Consider the following 18,226-nt stretch of genomic DNA (forward strand, 5'->3'; position numbering starts at 1 on the left):
TCAAATTATAATAAATAAAGGTTTATCTTATAATTTTCCCCGAAGATCCCCTATCTCCATCTTCTTGATCAACTCGTTGCTAATTACTGCTACAGGACCGGATTTGCAAAAATCCATACATTTGGTTTTCACTATCTTCCATTTCCCCTTATGGGGATCAGTTTTAAGAAGCTGACCCATTTCTTTGAGCAAAGTTTTGCACCCGTTTTTTTTACAATCAGATCCTGTACAAACAAAAATAAATTTTCGGTATGTTGCCATCTTTAGTTACCAATTAAACACCATTTGCAATAACAATCCGGATAAATAGGCCCCATAAGTACCCAAAGCATAACCAAATACTGCCAAAAGCACCCCTACTGGAGCCAAGGCCGGATTGAATGCAGAGGCCACGATAGGGGCTGATGCCGCACCGCCTACATTTGCTTGAGAACCAACCGCCACAAAGAAAAAAGGAGCCTTGATCAAATAGGCGATTCCCAACATAATAATTACATGAATCAACATCCATACCATACCTATTAAAAAGAAAAGGGGATTTTCCAAGATTGAAAATAAATCCATCTGCATGCCGATAGTTCCTACTAAAACATACAACAGGACACTTCCCAGCCGAGATGCTCCTGCTCCTTCCAGTTTCCTAACCCGGGTAAAGGACAGTATAAGGCCTCCTGTAGTGGCGACAATTACAATCCAGAAGAAGGTATTGTCCAAAGAATATTGAACCAGCTGGGGATAGTTTACCCGGATATATGGCGCAAATGCGTCTCCAGCTAGGTGGGCTATGCCGGTAACAACAAAACCAACTCCCAAAATAGCCATCGTATCACCCATAGTAGGAATCTTTAGTATTCCTTTCCGATATTGTTCTACCTTTTGTTGCAATTCATTAATAGCACTGGTATCAGCCTTGAAATACCGGTCGATTATTTCCGGCTTTGCCGCCCAATATAACAGCACTGCCATCCAAATGTTGGCAACGATTACATCTACGGCTATCATTTGACTAAAAAGCGCAGGGCTGGCACCGAACACTTCCAACATGGAGGTCTGATTAGCGCTACCGCCAATCCAACTACCGGCTATGGTGGCTAGGCCCCTCCATATCTCATCACTACCTGAACCATCCATGATACTTGGAACAAAAAATGATACAATCAACAACGCTATGGGGCCTCCCAAAACAATTCCAAGGGTTCCGGATAAAAACATAATTAGTGCCTTAGGGCCTAATTTGACAATGCTTTTGAGGTCAATACTTAATGTCAACAATACCAGAGAGGTCGGCAATAAGTATCTGGAAGCCATAAAATATAGCCCTGAACTTTCTCCAGAAATAACTCCGAAGGTATTGAAAAGGGATGGAATGAAATAACACAACAATACCGTGGGTACAACCCGGTATATTTTTTTAAAGACTGGATGATCACTTGCCGAAGTATAAAAAACCAACCCTAGAATCCCCATCAGCAAGCCCAAAACGACTGCATCATTTTCAATCAAAGGTACTTCTCCATCCATATTTCTTTGCCAATCTAATTAACTTCTTTTTCCCAGAGATGAAGAAATTCACCCAAAATCATTGCCGTGGCACCCCAAACCACTTCATTGTCTATATCAAAATAGGGTGCTGATAAATGGTGATCTTTACGAATAATTATATCCTTCTGCTTTCGGGTAGATCTGTTAATCAGATGGGCAAAACTACAGGTTACCACCCTGTCCACTTCCCTGGGGTCCGGACTGAATTTAGGTTTGCTCTCCACGTAGCCCACGAAAGGTTCGACCAAGTAATTACTTGGTGGTATATAGAGCCTCGAAAGCCGACCCAGTATTTTTATGCTATCCATCTGAACCCCTATTTCTTCTTCCGTTTCTCGCTGGGCTGTATATTCCAACGAAGCATCTGAGGGTTCCCATTTGCCACCCGGCAGAGAAATCTGTCCGGCATGAGTACCTTCATAAATAGACCGCTTGATGAAAGGTACCATGCATCCCTCATCATCTGGATAGAGCAATAGCAACACCGCTCCTTTTCTCGCATTTGGAAGTTCCATCGAGGCAAAGCGGTCCTCATTTAAGGGTAGAGGAGCCATGGATAATTGGCCCACTTTACCCGGTAGCGGATGCTTTAGGGCCTCTGACAAATGCTTGAGTACGGTATCAAACTTCATGGACCTAAATTTAGAGCTGATAACTTTTTTTTCAGATAACCAAATCGGTCATAATTCGAGACGACAAATTCACTTTCATATAGCAGATACGAAGAATTCTCAATATCCAACAGCCAAGCCATGGGCGAAAATCCGGCTTCATTTTCAAAGTAACCTACCACCAACAGATGAATAGCATCAATCCAAACGGCATCTTCAAACAATCCGGAAGGACCTATAAATAAAAGACGTTCACGCATGCCGTTTTGCCGGTAGAAAATAACTTCAGCATCTGGCTCAAACGATACACGTGAGGCATCGTCAATGTGCACCTTATAATGATAGATGTCTACTGTACCTATAGCGTCGGGATGTTGAAACTGAAAGGTGGCAAGCGGATGTTCTCCTTCTTTGATTGGATTAACCTCGGGTCTTTCGAGCAGTTCCAAATTCAGATCTGCAATTTGCCTAAAGGAAGACAGGGCATCAGGCATACCCCAGTCTGCCCAATGCGATGTCCAAGGCTGAAGAATCTTCAAACCTCTTTCTAATAGAGCCTCACTGGTTGCCTCAGGGTTTGGTCCGCCGGCTTCGGACTTTCCTTCTTCTACCCGCCCCGAACAGGCAATTAACACACCTATAAAAAAAACAGGTCCTGCTAACTTGCAAAACTGTCGTAAATTTATCTTATGAAACATGGCCCGTCGTTATCTGCGTGTCAAATTAAACAAAAAAAATTGGTTGGTGAAACCCACGAGATAAACATAGCTTGCGGTTTGTAGTCGAAAAAACTGGTTTAAAAAGTACTAGGTTAATTAAAACTGAAGAAATTCCCATCTTTCATGAACCCAACTAGCTGCAAATTTTAATTACATTACCTTTGAAACCAACCTCTTACAAAAAAAGGTCTGGACATAGTCCAAACCTTTTTTACTTATCAAACCTATTAAACCTATTGGGTATTATTCAAAAATTTGAATAAACTTGAGGAAATTTAATCATAAATTCTTTTATTCCAAAAATTCGAAAAAAAACGTGCACATTTTTTTTAAAAAATCATCCTCTACTCACCCTTTTGTGTGCTAAATTCAACCTCCATGACCGATACAGAAAACAGCTCCCTAATAAGCCAAGTGATTTGCGAAATTCAGCGTGGATTTGATGACTATATTTTTGCTTTCAACGCACTGTCCAGGCAAGCTCCCATTAATTTTAAGGAAAGAAACTGGAATGAACTCCAAAGAAACCATAAAAAGAGACTACGCCTTTATAAAGACAACTTGAAAATCATCATTAGCAAGTGTGAAGAACTTTTGAAGGAAAATAAAGGTGACCGGGGGCTTTGGAAAGAAATAAAAGCAGGGTTTAGCAAATTGGTTTCCCAGCGGCCAGATGGAGAATTGGCTGAGTCTTTTTTCAACTCCGTCTTTAGAAAGACTTATCCCGGAAAATGCGTCGATTCAGAATTGATGTTCGTTTATCCTGGAATACAACGAGCTCCGGCTGTACCTGATACTTCCCTTTTTTATATTTATCCCGGACACTGGGAATTGACCCGGATTTTTGAAAAAATGCTGGAGGATTTTGATTTTGGGGTGCCTTATTTCCAAAAAGAAAAAGATTTAGCATTTCTGGTAAGGGAAGTTCAGGAGATTATTTTGACTCGATACGCCACTTCTACTGACACCACCATTCAAATGTTGAAGACTGTATTCTATAGGAACAAAGCTGCGTACCTGATAGGAAGGACATTTATCGGGGAAAAATGGATGCCTTTTCTGATTCCATTCGTCCACAACAAAAACGGTGTCTTTGCGGACACACTCATTTTCAATCCGGATATCATGAGTGGAATATTTTCTTACACTAGATCCTATTTTATGGCGGAGATCGAAGTGCCTGCTCAGGTAGTATACTTTCTGAATTCAATCATCAGGAACAAGAGGCCCCACGAACTCTATAATGCCATTGGGTTTAACAAGCATGGAAAAACAGAGCTATACAGGGATTTTTTAACACATTTGTCTGAAAGTGACGATAAGTTCGTACTGGCACCTGGAATCAAAGGCATGGTGATGACCGTCTTCACGCTTCCTTCTTACAATATTGTTTTTAAACTGATAAGAGATCACTTTGACCCGCCAAAAAACATGACCCGTCAACAGGTAAGGGAAAAATATAAATTGGTTTCCCTCCATGATCGGGTAGGAAGAATGGCCGATACCCATGAATTTGAATATTTCCAATTACCGCTGCAACGAATCCATCCGGACTTGTTGAAGGAGCTCAAAAATACCGTAAATTCTCTTTTAGAATTTAAAGATGAAACCCTTATTATCAAACACCTGTACACAGAACGACGCTTGAAGCCATTAAATATTTTCCTCGAGAGCTGCTCATTGGACGAAGCCCGTCAGGCGGTGGAGGAATATGGGAACTCTATTTTGCAACTCGCCCAAGCAAACATTTTCCCAGGGGATATGATGACCAAAAATTTTGGGGTAACCCGGCAAAAAAGGGTAATTTTCTATGATTATGACGAAATCGAATTTCTGGCGGACATGAACTTTCGCAAAAAACCAATTGCAGAAACCAATGAACAAATCTATGCGTCCAAACCTTGGTACGAAATAGCATCCAACGATGTATTTCCGGAAGATTTCAAGCGCTTTATGATTGGAAGACCGGATGTTCGGGAATATTTTTTTGATATCCATCCAAATCTATTTGATCCTGAACATTGGAATCAAATCCGTGAAAGCATTGCTCGTGGGGAGTTTATCCATGCATTTCCTTATCCTAAGCATATGCGGTTTCGACCGGAGGAAGAAATATAGCTTATTCGTTATACCAACCGGCGTACATGGGGTAGTTGCCCGCAATCCGCTTAATTTCCGCAGTCATAAATTCGCCCGTATCTTTGACCTTTTTGGCTGGAATGCCTGCATAAATGCTGTTTTCCTCCACTACCGTTCCTGCCAAGACCACCGCACCGGCGGCAATCACCGCTCCACTTTTTACCAGTGCGTTATCCATAATGATCGCACCCATGCCTATAAGCACATTATCCTCTATGGTGCAGCCATGAACAATGGCCTTATGGGCGATAGATACATTGCTTCCTATGTAGGTGCCTGCTTTTTGATAAGTGCAATGGATGACCGCTCCATCCTGAATGTTGGTTTGATTTCCTATCCGAATTTCATTCACATCTCCCCGTACGACAGCATTGAACCATACAGTGCACTTCTCGCCCATCACGACATCTCCCACGATGGTAGCATTATCCGCTATCCAGCAGTCTCTTCCCCATTGGGGTGTAAATCCCCAGACCTTTTTTATAAGAGCCATTTATTTGTTGTTGTAATTAAATTTTCTGTTAATCAATTTGCCAGTCAAAGCTAAAATAATTAAATCCCCGAATGAACTTTTTTCGTCAGAAATAGTTTTGTGTACATACATATAAAAAACTGAACCAAATTTAAAAACTTATTAACATCATGAAACTATTCAAATTATCATCATTATTGTTTGCTTCCGCATTGATCATGTACGGATGTGGTAAAAGTGGAGACACAGTAGAAACATCTGAAGCAGGAGACGTAGCCGTGGCAACAGGAAGTACCGTAACATTGGATGCGGCCAACTCCAAAGTAAATTGGAGAGGATACAAACCAACTGGACAGCATTTTGGAATAATCCCAGTTACCGGTGGGGAATTATCGCTGGAAGGCGATGCGATTACTGCTGGTTCATTTACGTTTGACATAACCAAATTGGAGATCCATGACATGGAAGCTGGTTCTGAAAATCACGGAAAGCTTTTTGGTCATCTTCAATCTGATGACTTTTTCGACGCAGCCAACCATCCACAGGCCAAATTTGAGATTACGGCAGTAGAGCCCTACAGTGCTGGAACTATCCAAGATCAGGATCAATTTGAGACAGAAAACACACCAAAGAGTGAGTCTGAAATCGCTCCTGCAAATCCAACGCATTGGATCAGCGGAAACCTTACCATGAGAGGCACTACGAAAAATATTAAATTCCCCGCAAATGTTTCTATTAACAATGGGAAAGTAGCTGCCAAAGCTGGGTTTAACATTGATCGTACAAATTGGGGACTATCCTATGGTGACGAATCTACCGCAGTTGATAAAGCTAAGGACCAATTTATCTACAATACGGTAAGTGTGGATTTTGACGTACAAACAAACTAATTGGCATTCAAATTTCAATACAAAAGGGGTAAGTTAACTTATCCCTTTTTTTTGGACTTAATCGTACCTTTGCCTTCATGACTCAACAACTTTCTTCTGGCCAATTTCGCATTGACCAAGACTGGGTCCTGAAGTTACTTCACTGGACAGACAATAACTACGCTTATGTTGCTTACTTTAATTCACATGGTATTTCCTATCCTTATGATGGATTCAGGCATCAACTTTTCGCCGCCCAAAGTTCCATTTCCCTTTCTCAAGCAAGCGCATTGCCCCACCGCCAACGGGTGGGAATCGTCAGCTATGATCAAAAAAATATCTATGAAAAACTAGCCAGCAACAATGCTGCTCCTATTGACTGCCCAGAATCGGAATTTTTCATCCCGGAGTTTCAAGTAATTTTTGACGGTGATCTAGCAACAATTATACATCCAAATGCTCGTCAAATTTTTAATGAAATTCAAAATTTCGAATTAAAGGTCCTTTCACGCACTATTACCAATCCTACTGTTCATTCTTTACTTACCAAGGATGCATATTTCAAGACCTTTCATAAGATTCAGGAACATATTTTGGAAGGCGATATTTATGAAATGAATTATTGCATGGGCTTTGAAGGCACCTTTGAAACATTGGACGCTATCGGTTTTTACTTGAGACTATGCGAAAAGTCGCCAATGCCCTTTAGTGCATTTTTTAAAGCAAAAAACAAATTGGTTTTAGGCGCATCTCCGGAGCGTTTTTTAAAAAGGGCTGGAAATAAACTCATTGCCCAACCCATTAAAGGCAGTGTGAAAAGAGGAAATACACCTGCGGAAGATGATGCTCTCGCCGCTCAGTTGAGAAGCAGCGAAAAGGAACAGGCCGAGAACCTGATGATTGTAGATTTGATGCGCAATGATCTAGCAAAATTAGCACAACCGGGAAAAATAGTTGTAGAAGAATTATTTGGGATATATCAATTTAGACAAATTACCCAAATGATTTCAACAGTATCTTGCGAGATGAAGCCAAACATATCGTTGGAGCAGGTGTTTAGGCAAACATTTCCGATGGGCAGCATGACGGGCGCACCAAAAATCAAATGCATGGAACTAATAGATCACTACGAAAATTTTAAAAGAGGCTGGTTTTCAGGATCAATTGGATATGTGGATGAGCAGGGAGACTTTGATTGGAACGTTATTATTAGGAGTGTGATTGTAGATAGAGAAGAAAAGAAATTTTATTTTGCCGTAGGAAGTGCCATTACCTCCGATGCGGATGCTGTCCAGGAATATGAAGAATGCCAACTAAAGGCACAGGCGATTTTCGCCACACTTCTGGATTAATTCCACGATATAATTATATTTGCAAAAAACACTGACAATTCTATACTTCTTGGGAAATGTACTTTCTTGCTGAATTTTAGATTTTTCCTATTCCTCCTTATTATTGTAATTTAATTTCCTGCCTTGCTGGAAACACACTAAACCTGTAATTGTAACATGTCACAAATTGACTATGTATTATCCGCTATTAAAGAAAAAAACCCGGGTCAGCCTGAATTTCATCAGGCAGTATCGGAAGTATTTGACAGTATTCACCCCATACTGGCATCCAATAAGCGTTACCTAGATGAGAAAGTCTTCGAACGCATGGCCGAACCCGAGAGGGTGATTAGTTTTCGGGTATGCTGGACAGATGACAACAATGAAATCCACGTCAATAGGGGTTATCGGGTGCAGATGAATTCTGCGATGGGCCCGTACAAAGGCGGGCTCCGTTTTCACCCCACCCTCAATATGAGTATTCTGAAGTTTTTGGCCTTTGAGCAGACTTTCAAAAATGCCCTTACCGGACTTCCTCTTGGAGCGGGGAAGGGTGGATCTGATTTTGATCCCAAGCATAAATCAGATCGGGAAATCATGCGATTTTGTCAGGCATGGATGATGGAGGCGCACCGACACATCGGACACTTTACGGATATTCCAGCGGGAGACATTGGAGTGGGCGAAAAAGAAATCGGATACCTTTTCGGTACTTTCAAAAAAATTAAAAACGAGTTTCAAGGCAGCATAACCGGAAAAGGCCCGCTTTGGGGAGGATCAATTTTACGTCCGGAGGCTACTGGTTACGGATTGATTCATTTCGCTTCCTATATACTCGCCGAAATTAATGAAACACTTGAAAATAAAGTCTGTCTAGTCTCAGGTTCAGGAAACGTCTCCCAATTTGCCATGGAGAAATTGTTGGAAGATAAGGCCACTGTAGTAGGATTTTCGGATTCTACCGGATATATCCATGATGAGGAAGGCGTGGATTGGCATAAACTGGCTTTTTTGAAAGAACTAAAAAATGTGAAACGGGAAAGCATTGAGGGGTATGCGGAAAAATTCCCTTCGGCTACTTTTTATAAGACAGGTGAAACAAACATCTGGTCTATACCAGCTGATTGTGCATTTCCCTGTGCTACCCAGAATGAAATGGATGAGAAAGATGTCAAATTGTTGGAAAAAAATGGATTAATTCTAATCGCTGAGGGTGCCAATATGCCGCTCACTGACCCTGCAATCAAAGAAGTTCAACGGTCAGGAGTAATGTATGCACCCGGTAAAGCTGCTAATGCCGGGGGTGTTGCCATTTCAGGACTGGAAATGACTCAAAATCGGTTAGGAAGATACTGGTCTAGAGAGAGAATGGAAAAAGAATTGAAACTTATCATGCATGGTATCCATGAAAAATGCTTGGAAACCATCAAAAAAAATGATCTGATAGCACACGACTATCTAAACGCTGCTAATATAGCCGGATTCGAAAGGGTTGCTAAAGCAATGCTAGCCCAAGGATCCTGGTAGGGTTACAAAAAAAAGCGGGAAATTCCCGCTTTTTTTTCTGTCTCCTTTACTTCCAATCGGTCACTTAAGTCTTCCTCGTCGTAGAGTGGTTGCTTTTCTTCTCCCAACATTATCCCATGACAATCGTTAGGAAAATAATTCATGTAGATATGGATGCATTTTTTGCTTCTGTGGAGCAAATGGATTTTCCTGACCTTCGGGGCAAGCCGGTGGCTGTGGGCGGTAATAGGGAACGTGGAGTAGTGGCTGCGGCAAGTTATGAAGCCCGAAAATTTGGAGTAAAATCTGCCATGTCATCAAAAATAGCCGCACTCAAATGTCCCTCATTGATATTTGTAAAACCACGCTTTGAGCGGTATAAGGTACTGTCTGTGCAAATCCGGGATATCTTTTTTGCCTACACCGACTTGGTCGAACCGCTTTCGCTGGATGAAGCATTCCTTGATGTAACTGAAAACAAATTTAATCTCCCGTCAGCCACCCTGATTGCCAAAGAAATTAGAGCCCGTATCAAAGCTGAAATCGGGTTAAATGCTTCGGCGGGAATTTCTTACAATAAATTCTTGGCCAAAGTGGCATCGGACATCAATAAGCCAAACGGGCAGGCAGTAATCACTCCCCGCCAAGCTACTGAATTCCTGGAGAAACTCGAAATCGAACGTTTTTTTGGTATTGGAAAAGTCACTTCTGAAAAGATGAAAAAACTCGGGATTCATAACGGCCTAGATTTAAAACAATATTCTTTGGATTTTTTGACTAGGCGGTTTGGCAAGTCGGGGTTACATTATTACAACATTGTAAGGGGTATCCATGAAAGCCCCGTAAACCCCCATAGGGATAGAAAGTCCCTGAGTGTGGAAAATACCTTTGAGAAAGATATTCATTTGGAAACCGAATTAGATCAGGTTCGTAGCGATCTTCTGGATGAACTTTTTAGACGAATCGAAAAAAACAAGGTTCAAGGCAGGACGCTGACGCTGAAACTCAAATACAAGGACTTCACACAACAGACAAGAAGCAAAACTCTGAATCGGTTCCTGACACAGGAAGACATTAGAGTCCTTTCGAAGGAGCTTATTTACCAAGAATCCCTGAAAATGCCGATCAGATTGATGGGGCTGGGTCTTTCAAATTTTGACCAGGAAGAAGAAAAAGCAGGTATTCAATTAGTATTTGAACGTTTTTTTGAGGACAGTACAGATCAAAGCAACGAAGATTGAAAAAGCCTTCGTTCCTGCCTCATTAATCTATTAATATTTGGCCACTCCAACCTCCACTACAAGATTTAACCAAAAATTCCCAACGGGCGCAACTTTAGAACGGATACCCAATCGCAAAGTTAAAAATCAGATTTTGCCTTCTCCATTCTCCATCTTTGATGCGGAAGCTTCTCTCCCATCGCTCTCCAGCAGGTTCATAGGGTTTTCGGATAGGAGTGGCTAAATCAAATCTCAACACAAAAAAATCAACATCTATTCGCAAACCCAATCCTACCCCTACGCCGAGTTCCTTCATCCAGTTGGAGGAAATCTTACCCCCAGGGAGGGCCGGATTATCATTGACCAACCATACATTGCCTGCGTCAGCAAAAAGAGCTCCCTTGAAAAAAGAAACAATAGGAAATCGGTACTCGATATTGCCCTCTAGACGGATATCTCCAGCTTGATCGAAAAATCCACCCACCCCTACATTCTCCGGGGCATAGGAACCCGGCCCCAAGGATCTAATTCGAAATGCTCGAACACTGTTCGGTCCACCGGCAAAAAACTGTTTGACAAAAGGTAGAGAAACCGAATTTCCATACGGAAGGCCAACGCCCCCAAACAACCGGGTGGCAATTACACTTTCTTCTGAAAAACGCAGGTAATACCTGAAATCAATATCTCCTTTATTATACTGTGCGTAGTTAAAACCCAAAAACTGATTTGCATTATCCGAGCTGACCATTTTATTAAGCAAGTTTATTCCCGCACCAGAAAAATCAAGATTGGCGCCGAAGAAGATGCTGTGTGTTCTGAAAGTGTCCATTAGCTTGTTGTACGAAAAACTATAGGTGACCCCAGCAATAAACTGCTGCTCAAAACTTAGCCTTAAAAATGGGTTGTTTTCCAAAATATCCTCAAATACAGGGCTGGTACGGGACAGATTTACGAAATTCAGCGATATAGGGTTAATCTCATGATAGACAAATCGGTTGGCATTCCAGAAATATCCATAGGAAGCGGAAACGGAATTTAACCGATATAGACCTCTTCTATCCTGATACTCGGTCCCCAAACTGATTTTTGTCTTCGGCACTGAATAGGCAAAACGCTCTTTAATATCTATGGGAAAAACCACTCTAGGGAAAATCAAATCTCCTTTCAAGCCCAGTTCGAACGAACTCAACCCTTCTCTTTCCCCACTTGCAATCTGGGTTTCGTAAGCGAATTTACTTGTGATATTGAGAATTTCACCACCATGAAACAGGTTCCTATTTCTATAACTAAGCAACAAGGCAGGACCCGCAAAGTTGTTCGATTTGGACACTCCCTGAAGTTCCACTCTTACCGAACGCTTATTAAGGGGAGAAAGGTAGATATTGGCGTCCAAAAAACCTTTGCCATCCTCTGATATACTGTCCAGTTCATCATATCGGATATTTACATACCGGTAGTTCCCTATCCCCGAAATTCGGTTACTTGTTAATTTGGACCTTTCTGCATTATATAATTCGCCTTCATCCAAGAGGATGTATTCCTCCAAGCGGTCGGGTCTAAAAGCTATTGGTTTATCTTGAATAAACTCGATGCCTCTTATTATAGTTGTATCACGGGAATCTTCTAAGCTATCCAACGTATAATTGGGATATATGCGGATATTACGAATTTCATAAGGTCTTAATCCTTCGGAGGGAGCTCCTCTTTTAGGACGCAAATACAAGTCAATCCCTCTATCCTCGTATTGGTTGGTATCAGATTCGAAAATCAAGAAATCAGGATTGAAGTTGTAAAATCCCTTGTTTTTCAATTCCAAATCCAATCTCTCACGCTCTCCCCTTAATTTGGCAAGTTGGAATCTGTCGCCAACTTTTATGTCGGTATCCTCCATCAACTCCTGAATTTCACTGTCTATCTGACTTGAGTCATGATCATAAGTGTATTCTTTCAAGGTATAGGGTTTTTTTAGTTCCAACTCATACTTCACACCAGCTTTATAGTTACCTCTATTTATTTCAGAATCGACTTCGGAATAAAAAAACCCGTTATTTTCCAATCGGTTTAGAAGCAATGACTCCGTCTGAGGCACATTTACATCTTTCAAATAGACGGGTTCCTCTCCAATTTTATTTTTCAAAAACCGATTAATAAACCCAGGCTTTTCTTTGCTGCCCTTAAAATGAGCCCAAAGAGGAATGTACATGCCCAGTATTTTTGTATTGGGTTGCGGCCTAAAAAGACTTTCCAATTCCCTATCTACTGATTTCCAATCTTGTATTCCAGAGGGCCTATCCACCTTTAAATTTGCGCCCGTATATAAAAATTCGTCTTCAGGGATGTATTTTTTGACATTACAACCCGAGGCAAGGGCACAAAACCCTATTAAAAAACATAACATCCTTAAAATCTTTACCTTCATGGTGTAAAAATCTATATGAAAATAATTAATCATCATTACCCTCCTCAATTTCATCAGGTTCATCTTTACCTTCTTCGTCTTCTTTGATGGCGTTTAGGACAGATTTTCTTTGCCGCTCTATTCCCTTCCATAGTTCGGGGAATTTGTTGAACTCTCTGTTAAAAATCACAGACATTCCTGTAATCACCAATTGACCGTCTATGAAACTTTCAAATTGGTTTTTTCTGAAGGCCCTTAATCTATATCTTCCGTTTTCTGTCAGGAGGTATTCTATACTGACATTGCCCAAAAGTGCGTTGCCTCTATCCATTGTTTGGGAACTTCCTTCAATATCAATTTGGCTTCCCACTTGTACAATCAATCTATCATCCATAAATCGTGAACTTGCGTTGACGTTTAATTGGGTCCTATCTTGAGGCGCACCTGTTTGGTAGTCTGTGAAGGTGTCTAAATCAAAGTCCAAATCGATTCCACTTTTTCCCAGCACATTATCAGATAGGCTATTGAGCTGGCCGGATAGAAGTTGACTCACACTGGATCGGGCTATCCCGGCTGCGCCCCCACCACCACCATCTCCCCCTCTATCCGGGAAAAACCGGTTTAAAACCATCAATGAAAACACCTGGCGATTAAGCTCTCCTTCCTGATTGTTCAACATCTGAATCTGCCCATACACATTTCCTCCCGCCGCACCACGCTGTTGTTCGGGCATATCCAAGCGGAAGGAGGGTGACAACCGGGTTAGGTTCCCGTCAATATTTAAGTAAACCAAGAAAGGAAGTTCCTGATTGTATTGCGCATTTGCTTCAGCGCCCATACCGGATGTTTGAGCTGCCATCAATTCCGCCGCCGAGGTGCGAACCCGATAAAGCGCCACCATATTCAGGCTAGCATCCAAGGGATCTCCCGCCCAAGTAATGGTACTTCCTTCCTGAATCTCAAACCTTCTACTAACGAGATTGTATAAGCTCATTTCGTAATGTCCTCCTGTTAACTCGTACGACCCTGTAAGTGTAATTCTGCCGTTCGGATCAAAATTAAGTGTTAAATTGGCTTCTCCCGAAACCAGAAGATTGTCACCTGATCTCTCATCTATAATTATGTTAAATGAAGCATCTGGATCTACCTCCAATACGGCCGCCAATTGATAGCCAGTTAGGCCTGTATTGCCTACTTCCATATCCCGTCGTGTAAGAATATCGTCCGGATCTTGCCGATTTACAAACAGAACAACCCCATCCCGCTCGACAATATCCAGCTGCGTCTCCGGGATGATAAAGGTAAGCTCTGTCCCGCTTTTCACCTTCAGCCTGGCATTCACTCTAGGAAGATTCAGATCACCCTTAATGTCCAAATTCGCATCTATAATGCCTCGACCAAAAAACAGCTCATTATCCTCCCTTGTAGAATTTAGGACCCTAAAATTATCGGCAACGAGTCTAAGGTCAAAAGATGGGTTGGCTAGTTCTTCTGTACCTACAGATCCGGAGATGACGAAGGTATTCCCCCCCTGATCATTTACCGTGAAATCATCCAAATAAACACCTTCATTATTTAGACGGACAGTCTCATTAGCCACGGTGTATTTGGAATTGATGGCATTAATGGTAATGCCAAAGTCATTAAAAGAGAATTCTCCTTCATAGATGGGATTTGCCGTAGTGCCTGATACTTTAGCATTTCCTGAAATACTTCCTTCACCATCTCTAAGCTGTTCGGCAAGCATACCTTGTAGAACATCGGCTCTCAGTTCATTTAAATCAAAGTTCAAGTTCAATTCTGCCCCTGTCTCAGCAGCAGTGTAGTCACCTTCAAGATCAAAGTCAATACCTCCGTCTTTAAGAGCTAATAAAAAATTATAGGATGCATCACCTACCGATTCCGCATCCAAACTAAAATTACCCAAAGGTACTTCGAATACAGCTAATTCATTAATTTTCAAATCAGCCAAAATACCTGTAGCACCAAATGGATTTTCCAAAACAAATCTACCATCCACAAATCCTGTAGCTATAAGAGAGTCGGGATTAAGCAGGCTGGTAAATGTCCCAAGTCTAAATTCCTGAAAATCAATCCCGATGTGTTCATTTGTGATATCCTCCAAATCGCTGCTAACCAATAGCCTTTGATTATTACGAATTAACTCAAATTTCTGAAAATCTATCCAACCACTTCCATAGCGAATACTATTTTCGGGGGATATCTCCCACTCCTTTTTATTAAAAATCAAGTTTTTAGGGTCAATACGAAGTTGCAATGTGTCGGAATCATTGGAAATGTTCCAATGGACATGCACCAAAGTTTCATCACCATCATACGACAAAAAATCCAGGTCAAATAAATGATCTTCCAACTTTCCATCAACGTATGTCCTTCCCATTGATAAGACTCCTGACTCTAAAGACACCAAGCCTGCTTGGATCTCAAACTCACTACCCTGCCCGTTAGCACGAACACCAAGGCTGTCAATTTCAATACCTGAATAGATCATGGAGGGTAAATCAATCCGAGCATCGAAAGTATTCCCTAATTCGTCAAATTCGACGGAAAGTTTGAACGTTTCCCAACTTTCCAATCCTGGCAGAATTAATTGTTCCAATACTTGGGAACGGGGAATGTCGACATTCAATTTCAACAGGACCAGTGAATCTGCCGTATAGCCCAATAGACTATCCCCCAAAACCCTCCCAAAATAATTGGAAAAAGCCTGAAAAGCCTGATCGGGGGCAGAGTTTGACTCCAGTTCCAAATTCATGATCGAGCTTTGCAAAGTTGCTACGGTAAGCGTGTCTCCCACAGAAGCAACTATATCAAACCCTTCAATTAAAATAGGTCGATCTTCCAACACCAAAGTGCCCTCCTCCAATATGGTCCTTAATTCAAAATTATCCAGATTGCCCTCCCAATTTACCTTGTAGTGGATTCTCGCCTTTAGTTCTCGTCCACTCAGATTTAAAGCATTTAAATCTACTCCCCGTAAATCCAAGTCCACCTCTATTTTGGAATTGATACTGTCCAGATCCAATTTAGCTAAGAGCCCTACATCCAGGTTTTCGTCTTTAAAAGATAAGCTGACACCTCCGACGCCACCATCTATTTCAGCATCAAATTCCAAACCGTCATAATCATACCCATATAGATTTAGGTGATAAAATTCTGAATTGAGATTCAGTACAAGATCATCTACTGATGTTCCTAGTGCGGTCAATTCCGCATAGTAAGAAACTACTCCAAGATTAGGATTGGAAAGCAAACCTTGCAAATCCAATTCAACAATCGAGATCTTGCTTTCCAGCTTGTGGACTTGATCAAACGCATAATCGGCGTCGACATAAATTTCTCCTTCGGGTACAATTAGGTTTGCATTTGCCTGCATATTTTTCATTCCTCCCTTTACCGCCACATCAAGTTGGATTGTTTCTGGGAGCGTCATACTTGAGTCCAATTGGGTCAAAAATATTTCCATGTCTGCCCGGTTTGTCTCAAAGGCTATGGGATCAATGTCCACCCATAAGCTGTCCATGTCCAGGACATTTTTGATTATCCCCTCCAAGCCGACCCGAGTATTTCCTCCCCAGGCTAGTTGAGCGTTGTTTATATTTAGGTCATTCACACGACCTGATAATTCAAAATTGCCTGTTAATGATTTTCTTCCTATTGCTGCAATATTTGGATCGTTTCTTAGAGAAGGTTCAAAGAAATACGCGTCTTGGAGGCCTACTACTATTTCTGCAATAGTAAGATTCAGGTCTGCTTGAAGATAGTTATCAATTAATTGATCTATATTCTGGTATCCTACTTCCAGATTTGCAAGAATCCGAGAATTGCCCGTCTGCACTCTTAGGTCACGTAGTTTTATTGTTTTTTGATCAATGGAAGCTCTAAAGGTTCCTTCCCGAAGCTCAAATCCAGAATATTCCTTAAATGAAAAAGCCTCCAAATCCAAAACGGCTTTTTCCTCACCCAATGCAACCCCATTTGCCTTTAGGGTTAAATCACTTACCGATATAGATGATGGATTGAAATAGCCTCTGGCTGGTACCTCTTCGGATGTGCGAAATGAAAAGTCATTCTCTGAAAAATGGATCGCTCCTAGCTCAATTTCCCAATCGGGCCATTCAAAATTTGAGTCAGTTTGAGAAGTTGGCTCAGATTCACCCTGTGTCGAAGTTTGCAGTATGGCTATATCAAAATCCGACCTATGTAGTTCCAATTGATCCAACAGAATCCGTTTCTCCAACATATTAGCTTCTGGCAAGGAAAGAAAAAGCTCCCCTAATTGAATGTCGGCGGTCATTTGGTCAGGAATCGACTGATAAATCACATTCACCCCTTCAATAGCTAATCGATCCAAAATCAGTACCGGGTCCCCCGATTGTGAGGGTTCATCTGGCTCTTCTGACTCAAACGGTTTTTCCTGAATATAAGACAGGTCTGTATTTTTCAACTCAATTTCCGATATATAGAAATCCATTTTGTTGAGATCGAGTTTATTAACTGATAATCCAAGCTCTCCCAACAGAATATTGGCGTCTAATCCCATGAATTCGTCTACGTAAACCAACTTGGCATCAGAGATCAGTATGGGACCTAGGTCTATCTCCGGATATCCGGTAGAATCCTGTTGATTTACAGCATCCTGATCAGGCACTGGATAATCCGCATTATCAGATTTCCCGGAACCGAAAGCATCAATAATAAAATCAAAATTAAATTTTCCGGTTGAATCCCGCTCTACATTCGCTCTTAATCCCGACCATTCCAATTTAGATACGTGGATTTTACCACTTCGAATCAACGGTAGGAATCTCACACCGGTCTCAAGTTTACCGGAATATATCAGCGTATCTCCCTCCTGATCTTCCATATAGAGGCCGTCGAGATAGACATTCCCGGAAAATGTGATAAAAAGTCGCTCTATAGAAACAGCGGTTTGAGTCTTTCCCGCAAGATAAGTTGTTGCCTTTTGAACGACAATATCCTGGCCCCAAGGACTTCTTATAAAAAGGATAAGCGCAGCTATAAGAATCAGCAGGGACAAAAATATCCAACCGATGACCTTAGCTAATTTGGTGATAAATTTATAACGATTAGCCAAAATTAGTATCTAAAATTATCTGATAAAACTTGAACTCCCACCCTGAATTTATTGAAATCATTAGCCTATTTGTATCTAATAAATAATTCCAAGACCGATACTTTCATACATTCTGATCAAAATTTTGAATTAATCATTAGCATTCCAGCAAATAATCGGGTGCGTCTATTATTTAATTCTGGTACAAAAACAGTACCACCACCAAATTGGTTTGAATGGACCAAATAATGTTTTTAAAATGCCAATTATCCCCGTTCATCAACCACGGGACGGGAATGATTTTCCCCGTTCATTTATACC

The 18,226-nt window shown here is 41.3% G+C and carries 13 protein-coding genes; 5 read left to right on the forward strand and 8 right to left on the reverse strand.

The window, feature by feature from the left end; translation table 11 throughout:
• Positions 1 to 27: 27 nt before the first annotated feature.
• Genes FQ608_RS18360 through FQ608_RS18375 form a run of 4 tightly spaced genes read right to left on the reverse strand, consistent with a single transcriptional unit; the run spans position 28 to position 2,851 of the window.
• Entirely contained in the window at positions 28 to 261 is a 234-nt protein-coding gene (locus FQ608_RS18360; protein WP_158859946.1) for a (2Fe-2S) ferredoxin domain-containing protein, read from the reverse strand.
• 6 nt (positions 262 to 267) lie between these two features.
• Positions 268 to 1,521, reverse strand: a complete 1,254-nt coding sequence (locus FQ608_RS18365) for a DUF819 family protein (protein WP_158859947.1) — start codon at positions 1,519 to 1,521, stop codon at positions 268 to 270.
• Between the two features lie 14 nt (positions 1,522 to 1,535).
• Entirely contained in the window at positions 1,536 to 2,174 is a 639-nt protein-coding gene (locus FQ608_RS18370; protein ID WP_158859948.1) for an NUDIX hydrolase, read from the reverse strand.
• On the reverse strand, positions 2,171 to 2,851 hold the full coding sequence (locus FQ608_RS18375) for a bifunctional isocitrate dehydrogenase kinase/phosphatase (protein ID WP_158859949.1): 681 nt from the start codon (positions 2,849 to 2,851) through the stop codon (positions 2,171 to 2,173). Before FQ608_RS18375 ends, FQ608_RS18370 begins: the two co-directional genes overlap by 4 nt.
• Positions 2,852 to 3,250: 399 nt before the next feature.
• Here FQ608_RS18375 and aceK point away from each other — a divergent pair, with 399 nt between their 5' ends.
• A complete protein-coding gene (gene aceK / locus FQ608_RS18380) occupies positions 3,251 to 4,990 on the forward strand; it encodes a bifunctional isocitrate dehydrogenase kinase/phosphatase (protein ID WP_158859950.1) in 1,740 nt (579 codons plus the stop codon).
• Between the two features lies 1 nt (position 4,991).
• Here aceK and FQ608_RS18385 read toward each other — a convergent pair whose 3' ends face one another.
• Positions 4,992 to 5,504 carry a gamma carbonic anhydrase family protein gene (locus FQ608_RS18385; protein WP_158859951.1) on the reverse strand — a complete coding sequence of 171 codons (513 nt, stop codon included), beginning with the start codon at positions 5,502 to 5,504 and terminating at the stop codon, positions 4,992 to 4,994.
• Positions 5,505 to 5,653: 149 nt separating this feature from the next.
• Between FQ608_RS18385 and FQ608_RS18390 the strand changes: the two genes are divergently transcribed.
• From FQ608_RS18390 to gdhA, 3 genes are all read left to right on the forward strand, one after another.
• Positions 5,654 to 6,373 (forward strand): YceI family protein, encoded by a 720-nt coding sequence (locus FQ608_RS18390; RefSeq protein ID WP_158859952.1) that lies wholly within the window; start codon positions 5,654 to 5,656, stop codon positions 6,371 to 6,373.
• A gap of 77 nt (positions 6,374 to 6,450) precedes the next feature.
• The gene (locus tag FQ608_RS18395; RefSeq protein ID WP_158859953.1) at positions 6,451 to 7,704 is read left to right on the forward strand and encodes an anthranilate synthase component I family protein; all 1,254 of its coding nucleotides are present in this window, start codon (positions 6,451 to 6,453) and stop codon (positions 7,702 to 7,704) included.
• A gap of 156 nt (positions 7,705 to 7,860) precedes the next feature.
• Positions 7,861 to 9,210 (forward strand): NADP-specific glutamate dehydrogenase, encoded by a 1,350-nt coding sequence (gene gdhA / locus FQ608_RS18400; protein WP_158859954.1) that lies wholly within the window; start codon positions 7,861 to 7,863, stop codon positions 9,208 to 9,210.
• Positions 9,211 to 9,212: 2 nt separating this feature from the next.
• Here the strand turns inward: gdhA and FQ608_RS27265 are convergent, their stop codons facing one another.
• Complete coding sequence (locus tag FQ608_RS27265; RefSeq protein WP_199856410.1) at positions 9,213 to 9,353, reverse strand: hypothetical protein; 141 nt, start codon at positions 9,351 to 9,353, stop codon at positions 9,213 to 9,215.
• Here FQ608_RS27265 and dinB point away from each other — a divergent pair.
• Entirely contained in the window at positions 9,327 to 10,430 is a 1,104-nt protein-coding gene (gene dinB, locus FQ608_RS18405; RefSeq protein ID WP_158859955.1) for a DNA polymerase IV, read from the forward strand. The two genes, FQ608_RS27265 and dinB, sit on opposite strands and share 27 nt — an antisense overlap.
• Positions 10,431 to 10,524: 94 nt before the next feature.
• On the opposite strand, the gene tamL is transcribed toward dinB, so the two are convergent.
• Both tamL and FQ608_RS18415 read right to left on the reverse strand, forming a co-directional pair.
• Complete coding sequence (gene tamL / locus FQ608_RS18410; RefSeq protein ID WP_234364269.1) at positions 10,525 to 12,807, reverse strand: translocation and assembly module lipoprotein TamL; 2,283 nt, start codon at positions 12,805 to 12,807, stop codon at positions 10,525 to 10,527.
• Positions 12,808 to 12,853: 46 nt separating this feature from the next.
• Positions 12,854 to 17,926, reverse strand: coding sequence for a translocation/assembly module TamB domain-containing protein (locus FQ608_RS18415; protein WP_158859956.1), 5,073 nt, complete (start codon positions 17,924 to 17,926; stop codon positions 12,854 to 12,856).
• Positions 17,927 to 18,226 lie beyond the last annotated feature (300 nt).

This window comes from Lunatibacter salilacus (assembly GCF_009797935.1).
GTDB classification, from domain to species: domain Bacteria; phylum Bacteroidota; class Bacteroidia; order Cytophagales; family Cyclobacteriaceae; genus Lunatibacter; species Lunatibacter salilacus.